This is a genomic window from Methanobacterium sp. (assembly GCF_038562635.1).
GTDB lineage: Archaea > Methanobacteriota > Methanobacteria > Methanobacteriales > Methanobacteriaceae > Methanobacterium_D.
The window spans coordinates 1,144,535-1,162,514 of sequence record NZ_JBCFBO010000001.1; the positions used below are offsets into that span (position 1 = coordinate 1,144,535).

At 34.8% G+C, this 17,980-nt stretch carries 18 protein-coding genes; 15 read left to right on the plus strand and 3 right to left on the minus strand.

The window, feature by feature from the left end:
* Positions 1–9 precede the first annotated feature (9 nt).
* Both AAGU07_RS05690 and AAGU07_RS05695 read left to right on the plus strand, forming a co-directional pair.
* Positions 10–570 (plus strand): HEAT repeat domain-containing protein, encoded by a 561-nt coding sequence (locus AAGU07_RS05690; protein WP_342458178.1) that lies wholly within the window; start codon positions 10–12, stop codon positions 568–570.
* Positions 571–817: 247 nt separating this feature from the next.
* Positions 818–1,798, plus strand: a complete 981-nt coding sequence (locus AAGU07_RS05695; protein WP_342458179.1) for a malate dehydrogenase — start codon at positions 818–820, stop codon at positions 1,796–1,798.
* Positions 1,799–1,910: 112 nt separating this feature from the next.
* Here the strand turns inward: AAGU07_RS05695 and AAGU07_RS05700 are convergent, their stop codons facing one another.
* On the minus strand, positions 1,911–2,210 hold the full coding sequence (locus tag AAGU07_RS05700; protein ID WP_342458180.1) for a hypothetical protein: 300 nt from the start codon (positions 2,208–2,210) through the stop codon (positions 1,911–1,913).
* A 401-nt stretch (positions 2,211–2,611) separates the two neighbouring features.
* Between AAGU07_RS05700 and pdxT the strand changes: the two genes are divergently transcribed.
* From pdxT to AAGU07_RS05760, 12 genes are all read left to right on the plus strand, one after another.
* Complete coding sequence (gene pdxT, locus AAGU07_RS05705) at positions 2,612–3,190, plus strand: pyridoxal 5'-phosphate synthase glutaminase subunit PdxT (protein ID WP_342458181.1); 579 nt, start codon at positions 2,612–2,614, stop codon at positions 3,188–3,190.
* Positions 3,178–4,095, plus strand: a complete 918-nt coding sequence (locus tag AAGU07_RS05710; RefSeq protein ID WP_048080259.1) for a glutamine amidotransferase — start codon at positions 3,178–3,180, stop codon at positions 4,093–4,095. The genes pdxT and AAGU07_RS05710 overlap by 13 nt, the downstream gene beginning before the upstream one ends.
* Before the next feature lie 17 nt (positions 4,096–4,112).
* Positions 4,113–4,802, plus strand: coding sequence for a GXGXG domain-containing protein (locus AAGU07_RS05715; RefSeq protein ID WP_342458182.1), 690 nt, complete (start codon positions 4,113–4,115; stop codon positions 4,800–4,802).
* Between the two features lie 36 nt (positions 4,803–4,838).
* Positions 4,839–5,900: a Coenzyme F420 hydrogenase/dehydrogenase, beta subunit C-terminal domain gene (locus tag AAGU07_RS05720; RefSeq protein WP_342458183.1), complete on the plus strand. Its 1,062-nt coding sequence runs from the start codon at positions 4,839–4,841 to the stop codon at positions 5,898–5,900.
* Positions 5,901–7,400, plus strand: coding sequence for a glutamate synthase-related protein (locus AAGU07_RS05725; RefSeq protein ID WP_342458184.1), 1,500 nt, complete (start codon positions 5,901–5,903; stop codon positions 7,398–7,400).
* 316 nt (positions 7,401–7,716) lie between these two features.
* Positions 7,717–8,943: an ammonium transporter gene (locus AAGU07_RS05730; RefSeq protein WP_342458185.1), complete on the plus strand. Its 1,227-nt coding sequence runs from the start codon at positions 7,717–7,719 to the stop codon at positions 8,941–8,943.
* Between the two features lie 69 nt (positions 8,944–9,012).
* Entirely contained in the window at positions 9,013–9,351 is a 339-nt protein-coding gene (locus AAGU07_RS05735) for a P-II family nitrogen regulator (protein WP_342458186.1), read from the plus strand.
* Between the two features lie 779 nt (positions 9,352–10,130).
* A complete protein-coding gene (locus AAGU07_RS05740) occupies positions 10,131–11,354 on the plus strand; it encodes an ammonium transporter (RefSeq protein ID WP_048080265.1) in 1,224 nt (407 codons plus the stop codon).
* Positions 11,355–11,373: 19 nt separating this feature from the next.
* The gene (locus AAGU07_RS05745) at positions 11,374–11,712 is read left to right on the plus strand and encodes a P-II family nitrogen regulator (protein ID WP_069584427.1); all 339 of its coding nucleotides are present in this window, start codon (positions 11,374–11,376) and stop codon (positions 11,710–11,712) included.
* A 179-nt stretch (positions 11,713–11,891) separates the two neighbouring features.
* Positions 11,892–12,584: an MBL fold metallo-hydrolase gene (locus AAGU07_RS05750; RefSeq protein ID WP_342458187.1), complete on the plus strand. Its 693-nt coding sequence runs from the start codon at positions 11,892–11,894 to the stop codon at positions 12,582–12,584.
* Positions 12,585–12,794: 210 nt separating this feature from the next.
* Positions 12,795–13,265: a GTPase gene (locus tag AAGU07_RS05755; RefSeq protein ID WP_342458188.1), complete on the plus strand. Its 471-nt coding sequence runs from the start codon at positions 12,795–12,797 to the stop codon at positions 13,263–13,265.
* Between the two features lie 52 nt (positions 13,266–13,317).
* The gene (locus tag AAGU07_RS05760; RefSeq protein ID WP_342458189.1) at positions 13,318–14,289 is read left to right on the plus strand and encodes a P-II family nitrogen regulator; all 972 of its coding nucleotides are present in this window, start codon (positions 13,318–13,320) and stop codon (positions 14,287–14,289) included.
* 67 nt (positions 14,290–14,356) lie between these two features.
* Here the strand turns inward: AAGU07_RS05760 and pdxS are convergent, their stop codons facing one another.
* Positions 14,357–15,238, minus strand: a complete 882-nt coding sequence (gene pdxS / locus AAGU07_RS05765; protein ID WP_342458190.1) for a pyridoxal 5'-phosphate synthase lyase subunit PdxS — start codon at positions 15,236–15,238, stop codon at positions 14,357–14,359.
* Positions 15,239–16,040: 802 nt separating this feature from the next.
* Between pdxS and AAGU07_RS05770 the strand changes: the two genes are divergently transcribed.
* Positions 16,041–16,331 (plus strand): PRC-barrel domain-containing protein, encoded by a 291-nt coding sequence (locus AAGU07_RS05770; protein WP_342458191.1) that lies wholly within the window; start codon positions 16,041–16,043, stop codon positions 16,329–16,331.
* Positions 16,332–16,822: 491 nt separating this feature from the next.
* Here AAGU07_RS05770 and AAGU07_RS05775 read toward each other — a convergent pair whose 3' ends face one another.
* Entirely contained in the window at positions 16,823–17,956 is a 1,134-nt protein-coding gene (locus tag AAGU07_RS05775) for a tetratricopeptide repeat protein (protein WP_342458192.1), read from the minus strand.
* Positions 17,957–17,980 lie beyond the last annotated feature (24 nt).

Here is a 17,980-nt window from a genome sequence, read left to right on the forward strand (position 1 = left end):
GTGTATAAAATGGAAAAGGAAGAAAATATTAAAAGATTAATCCAAAATTTTAAGGATAATGATGACCATGTTCGTCGTCAAACCTCAGAACTTCTTGAAGAAATTGGAGAACCTGCTGTAGATGAACTTATTCAAGCTCTGGAAGATGAAGATAGAAATGTTAGAAGAGGAGCTGCCCTCGCCCTTGGAGAAATCAAAGATGAAAAAGCCATAAATCCCCTTATAAAAACTCTTAATGATGAAAATAAATGGGTTAGGCGTCAGGTATCAGGTTCACTAGGAAATATGGGAGATGCAGCCGTGGACCCCCTCGTTGATGCTTTAAATCACCCTAACTGGCGTGTTAGGGGAGGAGCAGCATGGGCTCTTGGAAAAATTGGAAATAAAAAAGCTGTTGAACCCCTTATACAAGCATTAGATGATGAAAGTGGTTTTGTTAGAAGCGGGACAGCATGGGCCCTCGGACAATTAGGAGATAAACAAGCCATTGAGCCCCTAAATAAAATTACAGATGATAAAAGTACTTTTGTTCGTAAAGTAGCAAAAGTGTCCTTAAAAAGACTGGAATAAAAAATATACCATCTTTTATTATCACTTTTTAAATCAAATAAGTCTAATTAAACAATTGGTTTATATTTACTTGATTTAAATAAAAAATCGTCCATCAAATTTGAGATACAACTACAATATTCATCAATTTATAAAAAATAATAATTACTTTTAATAATCATCGTTACATATAGTATTCAAGCATAAAGTTGGACTTTGAAGTATTGTTTAATTACTTTTTTTAATCTAATAATTTGAAGGTGTTATATTGAAAGTTAGTATAATCGGCGCAACAGGAAGAGTAGGCAGGGCTGCAGCATTCTGTCTGGCTGAGGAAAACTCAGTTAATAAATTAGTGCTTATAGCTAGAGAAGAAAGCGTTGATAAAATAAAAGGAGAATCATTAGATATTTATGATGCGCTTGCTGCAAAGGGAGTATATGTTTCTATAAAAACTTCTTCTGATCTTAACAGTATTGAAGGTTCAGATGTAGTTGTTTTAACTGCAGGGGCTTCAAGAAGGCCAGGAATGGAAAGAGCAGATTTAGGCTCTCTTAATGCAGAAATAGTTGCAGATTATGCAAGAAAAATTGCAGAAATTGCTCCAGATTCAATAATACTTGTCATAACTAATCCAGTAGATGTTATGACTTATGTAGCTTTAAAAGCATCAGGATTTAGTAAAAATAAAGTCTTTGGCCTTGGAAATCACCTGGATTCCTTGAGATTTAAAAACTATATGGCAAAACACTTCCACGTGCATGTAAGTGAAATACATACCAGGATAATCGGCCAGCACGGCCCGCATATGGTCCCTCTTATAAGTTCAACATCCATTGGGGGTATTCCAATTGAATATTATTCTGCGTGGGATTACTTCACAGGTTACAAACCATTTGATATTAAAAAAACAATTGAAACTGTAAAAAATGCAGGCAATAATATAATCAGTAAAAAGGGTGCAACAGAATACGGGCCTGCATTTGCTATTTCCAACATCGTAACCACAATTTTAAACGACGAAAGGAAAATATTAACAGTCAGCGCATATCTCGAAGGAGAAATAGAGGGAATAGATGATGTTTGCCTTGGAGTACCAGTTAAACTTGGAATAGATGGTATAGAAGGTATATTGCCAATAAAGATGAGTGAAGAAGAACGAGATAGTTTTATAGAAGCTGCAGAAATGGTTAAAAAAGATACAAAAAAGATTATGGAAAATTTAAATTTAAATTCAGAATATCCATAATACTACTCTTTTTTGTTTATATACTAATTTAAATAATCTTTTTTTAGTATTCAAATGCATTTAATCCACAAAATTAAATCTAATTTTATATAAAAATAAAAAGATAGTGGAGCTATTTGGTATCATTTCCAGTTATAGGTTTTGTAGGTTTAGTATGATTAGTATTTGAGCTATTACTTGAACCAGACTTATTTGTAGTATTTGTAGTTACATGTTTTGTACTACTTAAGTTAGTGGATTTACTTTTTGAATAAGACGAATCAGAACCACTAGAATAGTCTGAGCCATTTGTTGAATTATTTGACAATGTAATATTAGGAATTATCTGTGTATTTTGAGATGCGAAAATGTATCCCACAACACCCAGTAAGATGAATATTATCAATACCAACCCAATGGTTAATTTTTGCATTATGGTTTCTCCTTGAATTAATTTTAAAACTTTAGTTCTTGATGCAAATCCATCAATAATTTGTAGATTTTTTTAGGGATTCATCTACTATGATTTGCAATAATGATTATGAGATATATTTGAAATATTAATCTGTTATATATTAATTTATTGGAATATGATAGAATGCCATTTCTATTTTTTAGCATATTCATATCACAAAACTTTATATAAGTGTTCAATTATACCATTCATCACTACCTAAATTTTGAACATTGTATAAAAAAAATAAGAATATGAACCATCTTTTCAGAAATATGTCATTTTCGGAAAATAGTTTCCGGTAAATTTATATAATATTATTTTAAAATAGTATCAGCTTATAGTAACTACAAAGAGTCTAACAAACAGAGGAAACAAATATGACTACAATTGGTATTTTAAATTTACAAGGAGATGTTTCTGAACATTTTGAAGCCATGAAAAAAACTGCATGCGACATAGGCAAAAATGTAAATGTTTTTAAGGTAAAAACCAGTGCGGAAGTTTCAAAGTGTGATGGTATAATAATCTCAGGTGGAGAAAGCACTGTTATCGGGAACTTAATGGAAGAAACAGGTATTAAAAAAGTAATAGTAGATCAAAATATACCTGTAATGGGAACATGTGCCGGGATGGTTCTCCTTGCAAAAAAAACCGATTATGAGCAACCTTTGCTTGGATTAATTGACATGGAAGTTAAAAGAAATGCATTTGGACGGCAGAAAGTTTCATTTGAAGATGATATTGAAATTTTTGGTAAAAAATTCAAAGGCATTTTTATAAGAGCTCCCTACATTGAAAAAGTAGGGGAAAATGTAGATATACTCTCAAAGTATAATGAAAGAATTGTTGCAGTAAAAAGTGGAAAACATATTGCCACAGCATTCCATCCAGAGCTTACAGGCGATACACGAATCCACGAGTACTTCATAAAGGAGGTATTAAATTGTGCGGAATAGCCGGAGTCGTATTTAAAGACAAAAAACTTCACCCCGTAGGAGAAATCATGACCAGAATGCTTGATGCCCTACAACACAGAGGCCCAGATTCTGCAGGTTTTTCCATATATGGAGGCCTTGGTCTAGCAGAAAACGAATATCTGCTAAATATTGAGGTAAAAGAAAAACCGGGTCTTTTAGATCAAGTTAAAGAAGCAGTAAACACAGTTACACAGATCGAAACAGAAGAAATAATTCCATCCGTGGAAAACTACAACATTTACAGATGTAAAATAGCCCTTAATTCATTTGAGGAACTTAAACCACTCATCATGGACGTGGATAAGTTAGAAGATGTAATTGTACTTAATGGAAGTCATTCATTTGAAATGATAAAGGATGTAGGATCTGTAAAAGAAATTGCAGATAGATATGATACTTATTCAAAAATGGGAACCCATGCAATAGGTCATACAAGGTTTTCCACCGAAAGTATAGTTGACCGTTACCATGCACACCCATTCCAGAGTTATATTACAGCAGATATAACTGTGGTTCACAATGGTCAAATTACTAATTACTGGAAAATAAGGGATCCTTTAGAAAGGAAAGGACATATATTCGAGACAAATAACGATACAGAATGTATTGTGCATTACATAGCTGATAAATTACACGAAGGCTACAAACTTGAGGAAGCCTTAGAACAATCAGTGAAAGATATGGATGGCCCATTCTCATACATCGTTGGAACACCAAATGGTGTTGGAATAGCCAAAGATCAATTAGGACTCAGACCTGGTGTTCTTGCTGAAAATGATGAAGTGTTCGCCATAGCCTCTGAAGAGGTTTCTCTTCGTGCAGTAATGGATACACACGATATAGACCAAATATCACCAGGGGAAACAAGGGCATATACAATTTAACAGGTTTAGGTGATTTCATGAGTGAAATAGTAATTGATGCTAATTCAAAAGAACCAAGGGAAATAAATCGTGCCATTAAAAAAGCTGCCAAAGAACACGATAAAATCATTATAAAAAATCCAAATGCTATGCATTATATGCTTGCAGGGCTTACAGATCCAGTGGAAGTTGTAATTGAAGGTTCCGCAGGTTACTTTGCAGGTACCATGATAGATGGAGCTAAAGTACACATAACTGAAAATGCAGGATGGTTCCCAGCAGATAATATGACTGGTGGAGAAGTCATAATAGATGGGGCAGCTGGAGACGGCGTTGGACAGGGCATATACGACGGTACTGTTGTTGTACGAAGGAATGTAGGTTCCAGAACTGGAGAAATAATGAAGAATGGTACCATAATAGTTGGTGGAAATTCTGGATTTATGAGCGGGCTTTTCATGATGGGAGGACGTATAATCGTGCTTGGAAATATTTCAGATGACGCGGGTGAATCCATAATAAGAGGAACCATATACGTTCTTGGAGATATAAAAAGCCTTGGTAAAAATGCCAAAATTGAAGAAATTGACGATGAAGATAAAAAAGAACTTAAAGAACTCTTACCTGCTTACGGATTTGAACTAGAAGAAGGAAAATACGATGAGTTCAGAAAAATAGTTCCACGAAGTAAACGACCTTTCTATGGTAAAGATACAGAGGAAGGATAAGGGGGCGATACTATTACACAAGAACAAAAAGTCGCGATGGTTGGGACACCATGCCAAATGGTCGCAGCAACTAAAATGGACAAACTCCTTAATGAAGAATTCCCAGTAGATATTAAAATTGGACTTTTCTGTATGGAGAATTTCTCTTATTCATACATGAAGGAAATGCTTAAAGAATACGATGCAGATATGAAGGATGTTTTAGAATGCAGAGTTGAAAAAGGACATGTATGGTTCTTTTTAACAGAAGACAGGACTGTGAAAATTCCTTTAAGCAAGGCAAAAAAATGCGTCCGTAAAAACTGTACAGTATGTACGGACTTCACATCAGAACTTTCAGATGTATCAGTAGGTTCTGTAGGCTCTCCGGAAGGATGGTCCACAGTTATAATAAGGACTGAAAAAGGATTAAAACTCATAGAAGCTGCAGAAAAAGACAATTATATACAAACAAAACCAATTGCAGATTCTGGACTTAAAATAATGGAAAAACTTGCAAAAAAGAAAAAAAGTGAAAGCAAGGAAGAAATTAAAAAAAGGGAAAGAGTTGGAAGACCTGTATTATACAGAAGGGAAATATTTGGAGACGAATATGAAAATGAGGTTTCAAACTGCACTTTCCAGGACTTAAAAGGAGACGTAGTAGATATAGGTGCATGTGTCCTCTGCGGAGCATGTGTTTACGCATGTCCTGAAGAAGCCGTTGCAATAAAAGACAGGAAACCTGAACTTGTAGGTAAATGTGTTGAAGGATGCAACGCATGTTATGTTGCATGTCCTAGGACATATATTCCAGATGAAATATTAAGCAAAGAAGCCGATAACAAGCCATTTGGAGATTACATCAAAATAGTATCTGTAAAAGCCCCTATGGTAAAAGGTCAGGACGGAGGAGTTGCAACAGCTCTCTTAACCTATGCATTATCCAGCAATATGGTTGATAGTGCCATGATTGTTGATAAAAGCAGTATTGAACCATGGAAACCCGAAGCTAAGATTACAGATAATATTGCAGAAGTTCTTAAGGCTTCAGGAACTAAATACTCAGCCTGCCCAATTTTTAAACCACTTAAAGAATCTAAAGAGGGGGGAAGTTAAATGCCATTCAAGGTAGAAAAAAACAAAGAACTTTGCAGAAGAAACTTCGACCGACCTGGTTGCTGCTGGTACATGTGCGACAACAGAAATGAAGAACTCTGCAAAAACTGTTATTCATGTTTTAATAACTGTCCTCATGGAGTTTATGAGATAATTGATGATGAATCTTATCCTATACATCATGAAAACTGTGTTGGATGCAGAATCTGTGAAGAAATGTGTCCAAATAATGCAATTGAAGTAATTGCAGTCCCAGAAGATAGGAGAAATGTCTGGTCATTTGCAGACCTTGTAGAAATTAACAGGAAATCAACGGAAGGTTCATACAAGGTAAGAGGTTGTGGAGCAACACGTGTTATTCCAACCTTCGATGACCTTGTAATTGTACCCGCTCAAGTTTCAAGACCTCCTATTGACAAGTACAGGGAACCATGTAACACAAAAGTAACTCTAGGATCCCGATATGCAGAAAACCCAATTGAAATTGACACTCCAATAATGATTGCTGCAATGTCATTCGGTGCATTAAGTAAAGAAGCAAAAATAGCACTTGCAATGGGTGCAACACTTGCAGGTACTGCAACAAACACCGGTGAAGGTGGAATGCTTCCAGAAGAAAGGAAATACGCATCAAAACTCATAGCACAATACGCATCAGGAAGATTTGGTGTGTCTGCAGATTACCTGAACAATTCAGAAGCAGTGGAAATCAAAATAGGCCAAGGTGCAAAATCAGGTATGGGAGGACACCTTTTAGGTGAAAAAGTAACAGCAGACGTTTCAATGATAAGGAAAATCCCAGTGGGAACTGACGCTTTAAGCCCAGCAAGACACATGGATATTGTAGGTCCTGAAGATCTGAGCATGAAAATAGACCAGTTAAGGGAAATAACAGACTGGAAAGTGCCTATAATCGTTAAATTCACTTCAGGTAGAGTCAGCGACGACGTTAAAATTGCAGCAAAAGCAGGTGCTGATATAATTGTTGTAGACGGTATGCAGGGAGGAACTGGTGCAGGACCCGAAGTGGTCACAGAGCATTCAGGTGTTCCAACCATAGCAGCAATTGTAGAAGCTGATGAAGCCTTAAAACACGTAAATCTGCGTAAAGAAGTGAGCCTTGTAGCTGGCGGAGGTATCAGAAATGGTGCTGACGTTGCAAAGGCCATTGCTTTAGGCGCTGATGCAGTTTATATAGCGACATCTGCTTTAGTTTCACTTGGATGCAGAGTTTGCCAGACATGTTACACAGGAACATGTAGAAAAGGAATTGCAACCCAAAATCCTCAGCTTAGAAGACGTTTAGATTACGTAGAAGGCGGTAAACAGGTTGCAAGATACATAGAAGCCATGACTGAAGAAGCTTGTATGTTGACTCAACAGGCAGGAAACACTGACCTGCAGAAACTTGAAAAAGATGATTTAAGGGCACTAACTGTTGAATCATCACTTTTAACCGGCGTTAAAATGGCCGGATTAGAGGCTCCTGTTAAATATTAACAGGAATCTTCCATTTTTTCTTTAATTTTTGAATTAGAGTTAAACTTTTTTTGAAAACGTTTTATACATATTTTTTTCCTAAATTTTTATACTATTGATCTACACTCTTAAGAGCTATTTTTAAGATACCTGATCAAATATTACCACAAAAGTTATATATGATGCTGTAAGAGTTTTAACATCGGAAATCGGTTTCCTACACCCCCCTTCCGTCGGAATACGGAAACACGTTTCCGGTGAATGAAATGTATAAATTTCAAATTCAATGCATTTTACATCTATAAAATCAGAATAGAATAATTGGAGGAAAAATTGTATGATTCTTGATAGTGGTGATACAGCGTGGATGTTAATATCCACTGCACTCGTAATTCTAATGACGATTCCTGGTGTAGCCCTATTCTACGGAGGTTTAATCAGGAAAGAAAATGTTTTAAACACTATGCTACTTTCTTTTGTTACCTTTGCAATAGTAAGCGTTCTATGGTTTATTTACGGTTACGATCTAACATTTGGTGCTGATATGTGGGGAGTAATAGGCAGCATTACAAACCCTGTATTCAATGGAGTACTTGAATCAAAATCTCTTGCAACCTTAGCCCCTACTATACCCACAGGCCTTTATGCAATATTCCAAATGACATTTGCGGCTATTACAGTGGCACTTATATCCGGTGCTGTAGTTGAAAGAATGAAATTTTCAGCATGGCTTGCATTTGTACCAGTATGGCTTACACTTGTTTATGTGCCTGTAGCTCACTGGATGTGGGGAGGCGGATTCCTTGCACAGCTAGGTGCTCTTGACTTTGCAGGAGGTATAGTTGTACACTTAACCAGCGGTATAGCTGCTCTTGCACTTGTTCTCGTCCTTGGGGCAAGAAAAGATATAAGATTACTTCCTCATCACTTAGGATATTCCGTAATGGGTGCAGGACTACTATGGTTCGGATGGTTCGGATTTAACGCAGGATCAGCATTATCTGCAGGGAACTTGGCAGTTTCGGCCATGATTGTAACCAATACCTCTGCTGCAGTAGGTATGATTGCATGGATGCTTATGGATAAACTAAAAACAGGAAAACCTACTTTACTTGGCGCATTATCAGGTGCAATTGCAGGACTAGCATCTATAACACCTGCAGCAGGATATGTAAATGTTACAGCAGCAATAATAATCGGTTTCTTTGCATCAATATTTGCATACAACGCAGTATCCTGGTTAAAACCACGCCTCGGCTACGACGATGCTTTAGATGTATTTGGTATTCATGGAATATGCGGTATCACTGGTGCCGTTGCAATTGGTATATTCGCAAATCCTCTTATAAACAACGTTACCACCGGAGGTATTCTCTTTGGAAATTTCAATTTACTAGGAGTCCAACTTTTAGCTATTGCAGTTGTTGCAGTTTATTCATTTGTACTCACTGTTGTTATTGCTAAAATAATCGACAAAATCATCGGACTTAGAGTTACAGATGAACATGAGGTACAGGGTCTTGATGTTAACCTTCATGAGGAATCCGGCTACAGATTATCTTAGGTACATATAAATGGGCAAATACCTAAATAATGGAAATATACTGGAAATAGAAGTAGTGAGTTGTGAAAAATGAAAAAGATACTAGCCATCATAAGACCTGATAAACTGGAAGCTGTGAAAAATGCTCTTGAGAAGATTGGATGCCATGGGATGACTGTAAGGGACGTAAAAGGTCGTGGTCGACAGCTTGGAGTTACAGAAAACTACAGAGGTCGGGATTACAGAATAGATATTCTCCCAAAGACTGAAATTGAAATAGTCACTCGAGAAACAGACGTTGAAAGTATAGTCCAGACCATAATAGAAACAGCTAAAACTGGAGATATTGGAGACGGAAAAATATTCATATCATCAGTTGAAGAGGTTATAAGAATCAGAACTGGAGAAAGAGGAGACAAAGCAATTTAACTTGCTCGATCCATATTTGATCTCAAACACTAAGTGTGTTTGAGTATTTTTTATTTTTTTGTATGTATTTCTATAACCTTAAGTGCAGAAGGTATTCCATCAGGACACATGCAGAAATCTGGATGGAGCCAAAATTCATTATTTTTTTAAACTATTTAATAACTTTCTGAATTAATTAAAGAAAATTCCAGCTTTAATATAGTAATTACTTAATTTCTAGAAACATTTATATATTCTAAAATTTAATAGTAAACCGGAAGCATGTTTCCTTATTCCGGCATGAAAGAAAAGGAAATAAAATAAGGTAACAGCCCACGTAATTTAGAATTAAAAGGAAAATAGTAATTTAAAACAAACTTGTCATGATATAATACACATTATAACCCACATATTGTGTAAATTAGATTATTATAACAAAAAGGTCACTAATCTATTTAATTTAGGAAAAAGGTATGTATTTAAACCATATTTTTCTAAGTCAAATTGGTTAATTTGTATTAAAAAAACGATGATTAATCATGACAGTCGAAACTTTTATATACGATTAAGTAGTAAGTTTTACTATCGGAAGGAGGTTTCCGACATCCGAATGTAGACTTAACATAGGATGGGGGGTGTGAAATTATAAAACGCATATCTGGTGCAAAAATTGATTGAACTTAAATTAAAAGAAAGGGCTTTTAAATATCAAAAAAGCGATTATATACATTACATTTAAAAAAAAAACTCTCAACTTGCAATTTAATACAAAATAAACAATAATATGGAGGAAAAAATATATGGTTCTTGATAGTGGAGATACAGCATGGATGCTCGTATCCACAGCTTTGGTAATGCTCATGACCGTTCCAGGCGTAGCATTATTTTATGGTGGTATGTCTAAACGAGAAAACGTTTTAAATACCATATTTATGTCACTTATAGCTTTTGCAATTACAAGCGTAATATGGATTTTATACGCATTCCCACTCGCATTTAATGCAAGTGTGGATCCTTGGGGATTAATTGGTGCTCCGGCAAATCTCCTGTTCAGCGGAATAGGCGTAGATGACCTTGCAGCACTTGCACCAACCATACCTACCACAGTTTACGCAGCGTTCCAGATGACATTTGCAGCTATTACAGTAGCGCTTATATCTGGTGCTGTCGTTGGAAGAATGAAAGCATCATCATGGATAGTCTTCTCAGTAATCTGGGTATCATTAATATACGTCCCAATTGCCCACTGGGTATGGGGTGGAGGGTTCCTTGCACAGCTAGGTGCTCTTGACTTTGCAGGAGGTACAGTTGTACACATAAATTCAGGGGTTGCTGGTTTAGCTTTAGCACTTCTCCTTGGAAAAAGGAAAGACATTGCATTACTACCTCACCACTTAGGTTACTCCGTAATTGGTGCCGCACTTCTCTGGTTCGGTTGGTTTGGATTTAACGCAGGATCAGCATTAACAGCAGGTGGTCTGGCAGGATCTGCATTCCTCGCAACCAACACTGCTACTGCAGCAGCAATGATCTCATGGGTAGCAATAGACATAATAAAAACAGGAAAACCAACCATTCTCGGTGCTGTTTCCGGTGCCGTAGCTGGTTTAGTAGCTATAACTCCAGCAGCAGGTTTTGTAACTGTAGACGCTGCAATAGTTATCGGACTTATAACTTCAGTATTCTCATACTTCGCAGTATCCTGGTTAAAACCACGCCTTGGTTACGACGATGCTTTAGACGTATTTGGTATACACGGTATTTCTGGTACATGGGGAGCTATTGCAACAGGATTGTTCGCAGCACCATTCGTAAATTCCCTGGGAACTGGTGTTTTCTACGGAAATCCTGGACAGCTACTTACCCAGATAATAGCCATAGTTATAGTCGCAGCCTACTCATTCATAGGTACATTAATCATAGGTAAATTAATAGACATAACTATGGGTCTAAGAGTAGACGAAAAAACAGAAATCGAAGGCCTTGATACCAACTTACACGAAGAATCTGGTTACAGGATTTAAATAAAGTGGATGTGATTAAATGAAAGAAATAATTGCAATAATAAGACCAGAAAAATTAGAAAAAGTAAAAGCTGCACTTGAAGCAATTGAATGCCACGGGTTAACAGTTGTAGACGTGAAAGGTCGTGGTCGACAGCTTGGTGTTACAGAAAGCTACAGAGGCAGTGACTACAGGATAGATCTCCTGCCAAAAACAAGGCTTGAAATTATCGTAAAAGATGAAGAAGTGGACGAAGTTGTTGACACCCTGGTTAAAACAGCGCAAACTGGAGACATTGGAGATGGGAAAATCTTTATATCCCCAGTTGAAGAAGTTGTAAGGATCAGGACTGGAGAAAGGGGAGAAAAAGCCGTTTAAATATTTAAACGGTTTTAAACCCTAACTTTTACCCCCTTTTATATTTTTTAAATTTTTTTTATTTATCTTAAAACTGCAGAAAGACCCTTAATTTTACAAAAACATACCCATATTTTAAAAAGAATAATTAAAGCGGTAAAAAGTAGCCAATATCGATTTAAATCCTTGGCGGAATTTATATGTACGAGGAAATAATACCCAATCTGTACATGATTAAGACAGGCAAACCTAGTTGCACTTCCTATCTAATTTTAGGAACTAAACTAAACGTTTTAGTTGATTCTGGGATAAATCAAAATTATGGAATCCTAAAAAAAGATTTAAAAGAAATAGGGACTAACATAAGGGATTTAAATCTAGTTATAAATACCCATGAACACGTGGATCACTTCGGCGCTAATCGATACCTCCAGAACAAAGTACCAATTATAACCCACCGCTATGCAGCCACCAAAATTATATCAGCAGACGATGAAGTGCTGCTTTGCCGCGCTTATGGACATAATCCTAAAGGATATCACGTACATTTCTGGTTAGAAAACATGAATGTGATAGATCTTGGAGATTGGTTTTTAAAAATATTTCATACTCCAGGGCATACCTCAGGATCTATATGTATTTATGAACCCCGTAAAAAAATCTTAATATCCGGAGACACAGTATTTGCTAAAGGTACTATCTCAGATATATCCAGCTCCGGAAGCTATGGGGAATATATTAATTCACTGGCCAGATTAAATACCATGAAAATTGATTTGTTGTTACCAGGACATGGTGCCATATCTAAAAATGTAGAAAAAGACATTAAAAAAGCCATAGATAACGCTAAAATGAAACATGAAGAATTTTTAAAGAAAAAAAATTCCCATTAAAAAATATTTAATATTATAATCCATTTTTTTAGGTTATTGATTGTTTTATTTTGCTTTTATTTTTTTATTTAAAATTTACATGATTTATATTACTCTAGATTCGAAATAACATTAGATTTTTGAGTTTTTCAAAATGTTTATATACCAAAACAAGTATAGTTTTAACTACCGGAAGCAGGATTCCTTGATCCGGTATGGAAGTGAATTTTTATGGAAGCAAAAAAAATTATAGTTCTGGGAGATTCAGATTCAGGAAAAACTACAGCATTAGAATACATATGTGAAAATTTAACAAAAACTACAGCATTAGACTACGGAAAAGCATTGATAAACGACAAAAAGGCATACTTCTTTTGTTCTCCAGGAAATAAACGATTTGCATTTATGCAGGACATAATATCAAAGAATCTGGATGGGGCCATTATAGTTATAGATAATACAATAAGTATCACAAAAAATAACATGAAATTGATTCGATTCATTGAAGAAAAAAGAGTTCCTTATGTTATATTTGCAAATAAGCAGGATATAAATAATAAACCATTAGATATAGATGTCAATGCACCAATTATTCCAACAAACGCCATAACAGGGCAGGGAATCAAAAATGGCTTAGAAAGGTTATTTAAATTAATGAGTAGTGAACGTATGAAATTTAAGCAAATTGCAGTTACAGCATAACCACTCATAAAAACTCAATACAATTATAAATACTAAATTACAGGTGATTTTAATGATAAAAATCCTGATTTTAGGAGCTTCAGGTTCTGGAAAAACCACTGCTTTGAAGCACATAAACAACCATGAAAATGTATCTATTTCATCATTTGACTATGGAAAAGCAACTATTGGTGAAGATACAACTTATCTTTTTAGTTCTCCAGGTATAGAAGGATTTAAATTTATAAATGACATAATATCCCCCGATATTGATGGAGTTATAATATTTATAGACAATTCAATAGGTACTACCGAAACAGATGAAGAAATAGTCAACTTTGTAAGTAACAAACAAATTCCTTATGTTATATTTGCAAATAAGCAGGATTTAAACAATTCTAATTTAAAGATTAATTCTGATGCAATGGTTATACCTTCAATTGCAATAGAAGGAATCGGGATTAATGACGGCCTGAAAATGCTGCTTAAATTAGTTGAAAATACTGTAAATCAGGACGCAAAGCATAAAAAAGAATACAGTAATATAACTAAATCAACAAGCGACGAAAATATAAAACCCAGAAGAGAATTCAAAGATATAATCAAAGATATTAAATCAGCACACCAAAATGATCCACAGAAACCAGATTTTAAAGATCTGGTTAAAAAAATTAAACCATCACGTAATAATGACGTTGAAAAAGCGGAAATTTGCAAATTAAAGTTAATAATGCATCCAATAGAACTTGATAATGTAAAAAAAGCATTAGAAGACTTTGGATTTTCTAATATAACTATAACTAAAATTGGTCACCTTAACAGTGGGTCCACATCAAAAGAAACATATAGGGCCAGCAGATATGATATAAACATCCCCCAAAGAGTACAGCTAAGCATGGTAATGAAAAGGGAAGATGTTAAATATGTAATTCAAGCCATAGAACCTATTAAAACAGAAGATATTATGGACGAAATGTTTATATCTCCTGTAGAAAATGTGATAAGAATTAGAACTGAAGAACACGGCGAAGAAGCAATTGAATAAGATTTAGATAGTAAATTAACTGAATTTAAATAAATTAATTTTAAAAAAATAAGAAGGGTAAAATTATTTACCATCCTCTTGACTGGAGCCTTTCTTCTTCTGGGATCTGGCTTATTTCAAGACCAGGCATAGCTTTTCCAAGCCCTCTTGAAACTTTAGCTATGATTTCAGCGTCTTCATAATTGGCTGTTGCTTCAGTAACTGCTTTTGCGACTAATTCTGGATTTTCTGATTTAAATATTCCAGATCCAACAAAAACACCGTCTGCTCCAAGCTGCATCATAAGTGCAGCATCTGCAGGTGTTGCAACACCACCAGCTGCGAAGTTTACAACTGGTAATTTTCCAAGTTCAGCTGTCTGTTTTACAAGCTCGTATGGAGCTTCAAGTTCTCTTGCAATTCCCCACAGTTCTTCTTCGGTTTTATTTCTGATTTCCCTTATGGTTCCCTGTATCACTCTCATGTGTCTTACAGCTTCAACCACATTACCAGTACCTGCTTCACCTTTTGTCCTTATCATGGCAGCCCCTTCATCTATTCTTCTTAGTGCTTCGCCAAGGTTTCTTGCCCCGCAGACAAAAGGAATTGTAAATTTCTTTTTATCAACATGATATTTTTCATCGGCAGGTGTTAGAACTTCACTTTCATCAATCATATCGACACCAAGGGATTCTAATACCTGTGCTTCAACAAAGTGGCCGATTCTAACTTTTGCCATAACTGGTATTGAAACTGCGTCCATTATCTCAATAACCTTTGAAGGATCTGCCATCCTGGCGACTCCACCTGCAGCCCTTATATCAGCTGGGACTTTTTCTAGAGCCATTACTGCTACTGCACCTGCATTTTCTGCGATTTCGGCCTGTTCAGCGTTGACGACGTCCATTATGACTCCGCCTTTGGTCATTTTTGCAAATCCTTTCTTTAAAACTTCTGTTCCATGTAACATCGATTTTTCCTCCAAATGATTTTGTTAAATTAAATTTTTTTCCTAAATGCAAGAGTTAAAAAGCACCATTACTTAAAAACATTGTTTAGGTTAACATTATATAACAATTGTTATATTATAAATCTTTTTATAGATTATTTATTAATTTGATTTCAAAGATTAAATAGTTTAACGGAATCCTTTTTTGGATACTTAAAAATTACAAGTGTACCTGATCTAAATATTAATCCATTTTAAATCTTTAGGAATTAGTTCTCAGTTGCAACTATAAACTGGAGTCCCATCTTGATTTTATGATAAAAAAATTTCTAAACAGATGGAACTCATAACTGCACACAACTGCTGGTGACACAATTTTTTTCAAATTTTATATGTTTATTTTTTGACATAATATATTGATATTTAGTACTACAAATTTTTTGCAATGACTACGTTAAACAGTTAGTTCGTTATAGTTCAGTTTAACGAAGTATCTAAGCACATAATTTTCAAAATTTAATAGAATAAAATAAATTTAAAATTACCAAAAATCACTCACCAGAGATACATGTAGCCAGTAATTTACTTTAATTTTTTCAATTTTTATAATAATTATAAATTTCATCAGGTAAAAACTACCTTTTCATATTAAAGCTACATAAACTAGCATTTTTTTTATTTTGCAAATTAATAGATCAATTTCAATGTTACCCCCTATTAATAGTTAGATTTTTTGATATTGCCGTAAACTTAAAGTATTACTAATTATAATATAATTAATATATCGAATTAATTGATTTATATATAAAAAAGGAGATCTAACATGAAAATAGCAGATGAATTAAAGGGTAAAGAAGTTATAGATGCAGCCGGGAATAAAATAGGCGAAATAAGTGATGCAGAATGGAGCCCTCAAACCAACAGGGTTGAATCGCTGATTGTTACAGAAGGAGGGGCTTCTGCTAAACTGGGAATGGGCAAAAAAATAGAAATACCCTACAGCGAAATTAAAACCATAGGCGAAAAAGTGCTCTTAAACGGTGTAAGTAAATCTGAAAGTGTAGAAGAACCTCCAAGCATAGAAGAAATCAAAAGAAGGGAAGAAGAAATATAAAATTTCCTACTAACCCCACTTCAATTATTCTTTTACAAATTACATACCCTAAACTCAAAAAAGAGATAAATATCCCCATTACTTATTTTTACAATCTTCCCCTTTATTTTTATAAATTGTATTCTATTCATTTCCATTACTAAAAAAATACAGACAATATAAACTAATTTATGGATCTATCACAGTTATGAGTTAAAATTTTAAACTTAACAAAATAAAACTATTCTAGGGGGGAGATACTAACGTTTCATTTATCTAAGCTCAGATAGATTTTTAATTTAATCATATTAACCTTTCATTTAAATGATCAAACAGGGTTAACTATATAAAAAAATAGTCTAACTTGATAGTAAACAAGATTACAGAATATACTTCAATTTCCAGTTAGAAAATAGCGAAATATCATTGGAAATAAAAATTATTTAAAATTTAATAAGTCTTGGTCTAAGTTTTAGAAAGTACAATTTGTAATTTATATAGTTAAATAAAATTTAGTAATTTTCTAAACATTCGTCCTTTAAAACCCGGGCATCCTCATTTGCAGGATTTATAAGTATTGCCCTGTTAAAACACTCTGCTGCTTTTTCAAACTCATCAAGCTCCATAAGGGCTACACCTTTATTGCTCCAGATAATATCATTTTTAGAATCTAGCTTTAAGGCTTCGTCGTAACAATTTAAAGCTTCATCAAACCTTCCAAGCTCTAAAAGGGCATTACCTTTACGATTCCATGTTGATGCATCAGGTTCCTCTTCAAAGCATAACTCCAACGCTTTATCATAAGCCGTAAGCGCTTCTTCAGTCCTTTCTAATTCTGTCAAAATATTTCCCTTTGCATTCCATACATCCGGATTTTCAGGTTCTATTTCTAGAATCTTATCATAGCACTTTAAAGCATCTTCAAATCTTCCAAGCATCTCCAAAATAAATCCTCTCCAGTACAACACAGCAGAATTAGCTTTATTTATCTTTAAAGCCTTTGTATTGCACTTTAATGCTTCTTCAGGCTTATTTGAATTTAAAAGTGCTATTGCCTTGTTGTTCCAGACGAACTCATTCTCAGGATCATTTGCTAATGCCTTATCATAGTTTTTGATGGCTTCATCGAACTTACCTAAACGTGACAGATTGTCCCCCCTCTTATTTAAGAGATAAACATCGTCAGGGTCGTGTCTTAAAGCTGCAGTATAACACATTACAGAATCATTGAATCTTCCAGAATCAAACAATATATCTGCTCTTTTGGTTATCAAAGCTTTTTCATCTATTTTTTCGCCTTCCCATTTATCAACAGGATATTTCTTAAACCTTATTACCTGGAACAGTGAATCATCATCTGTATCATCAGGATACATCTTTCTAAATTCTGCTTCCAGCTCTGCAGCATTCTCGAAACCCTCTTCTCTTGCAAGATTATCATCTTTAATGATATCTTTAAACTCCATAATCTCTACGCCGGTTACTTCAGCTTCAAATAGCTTTTTACGCTCTTTAGATACGAGATTCCAGTAGCAGTGAAGACGATCCCCTGGAGAAAGTGGCTTTTTCCATAGTTTCCTTATTGTGGTAGTTTTTTTACCTGTTATAAGTTCTAGATGACTGCTTCCAAATAATAATATAGGCATATACGACCTCCGCCTAATAAAAAA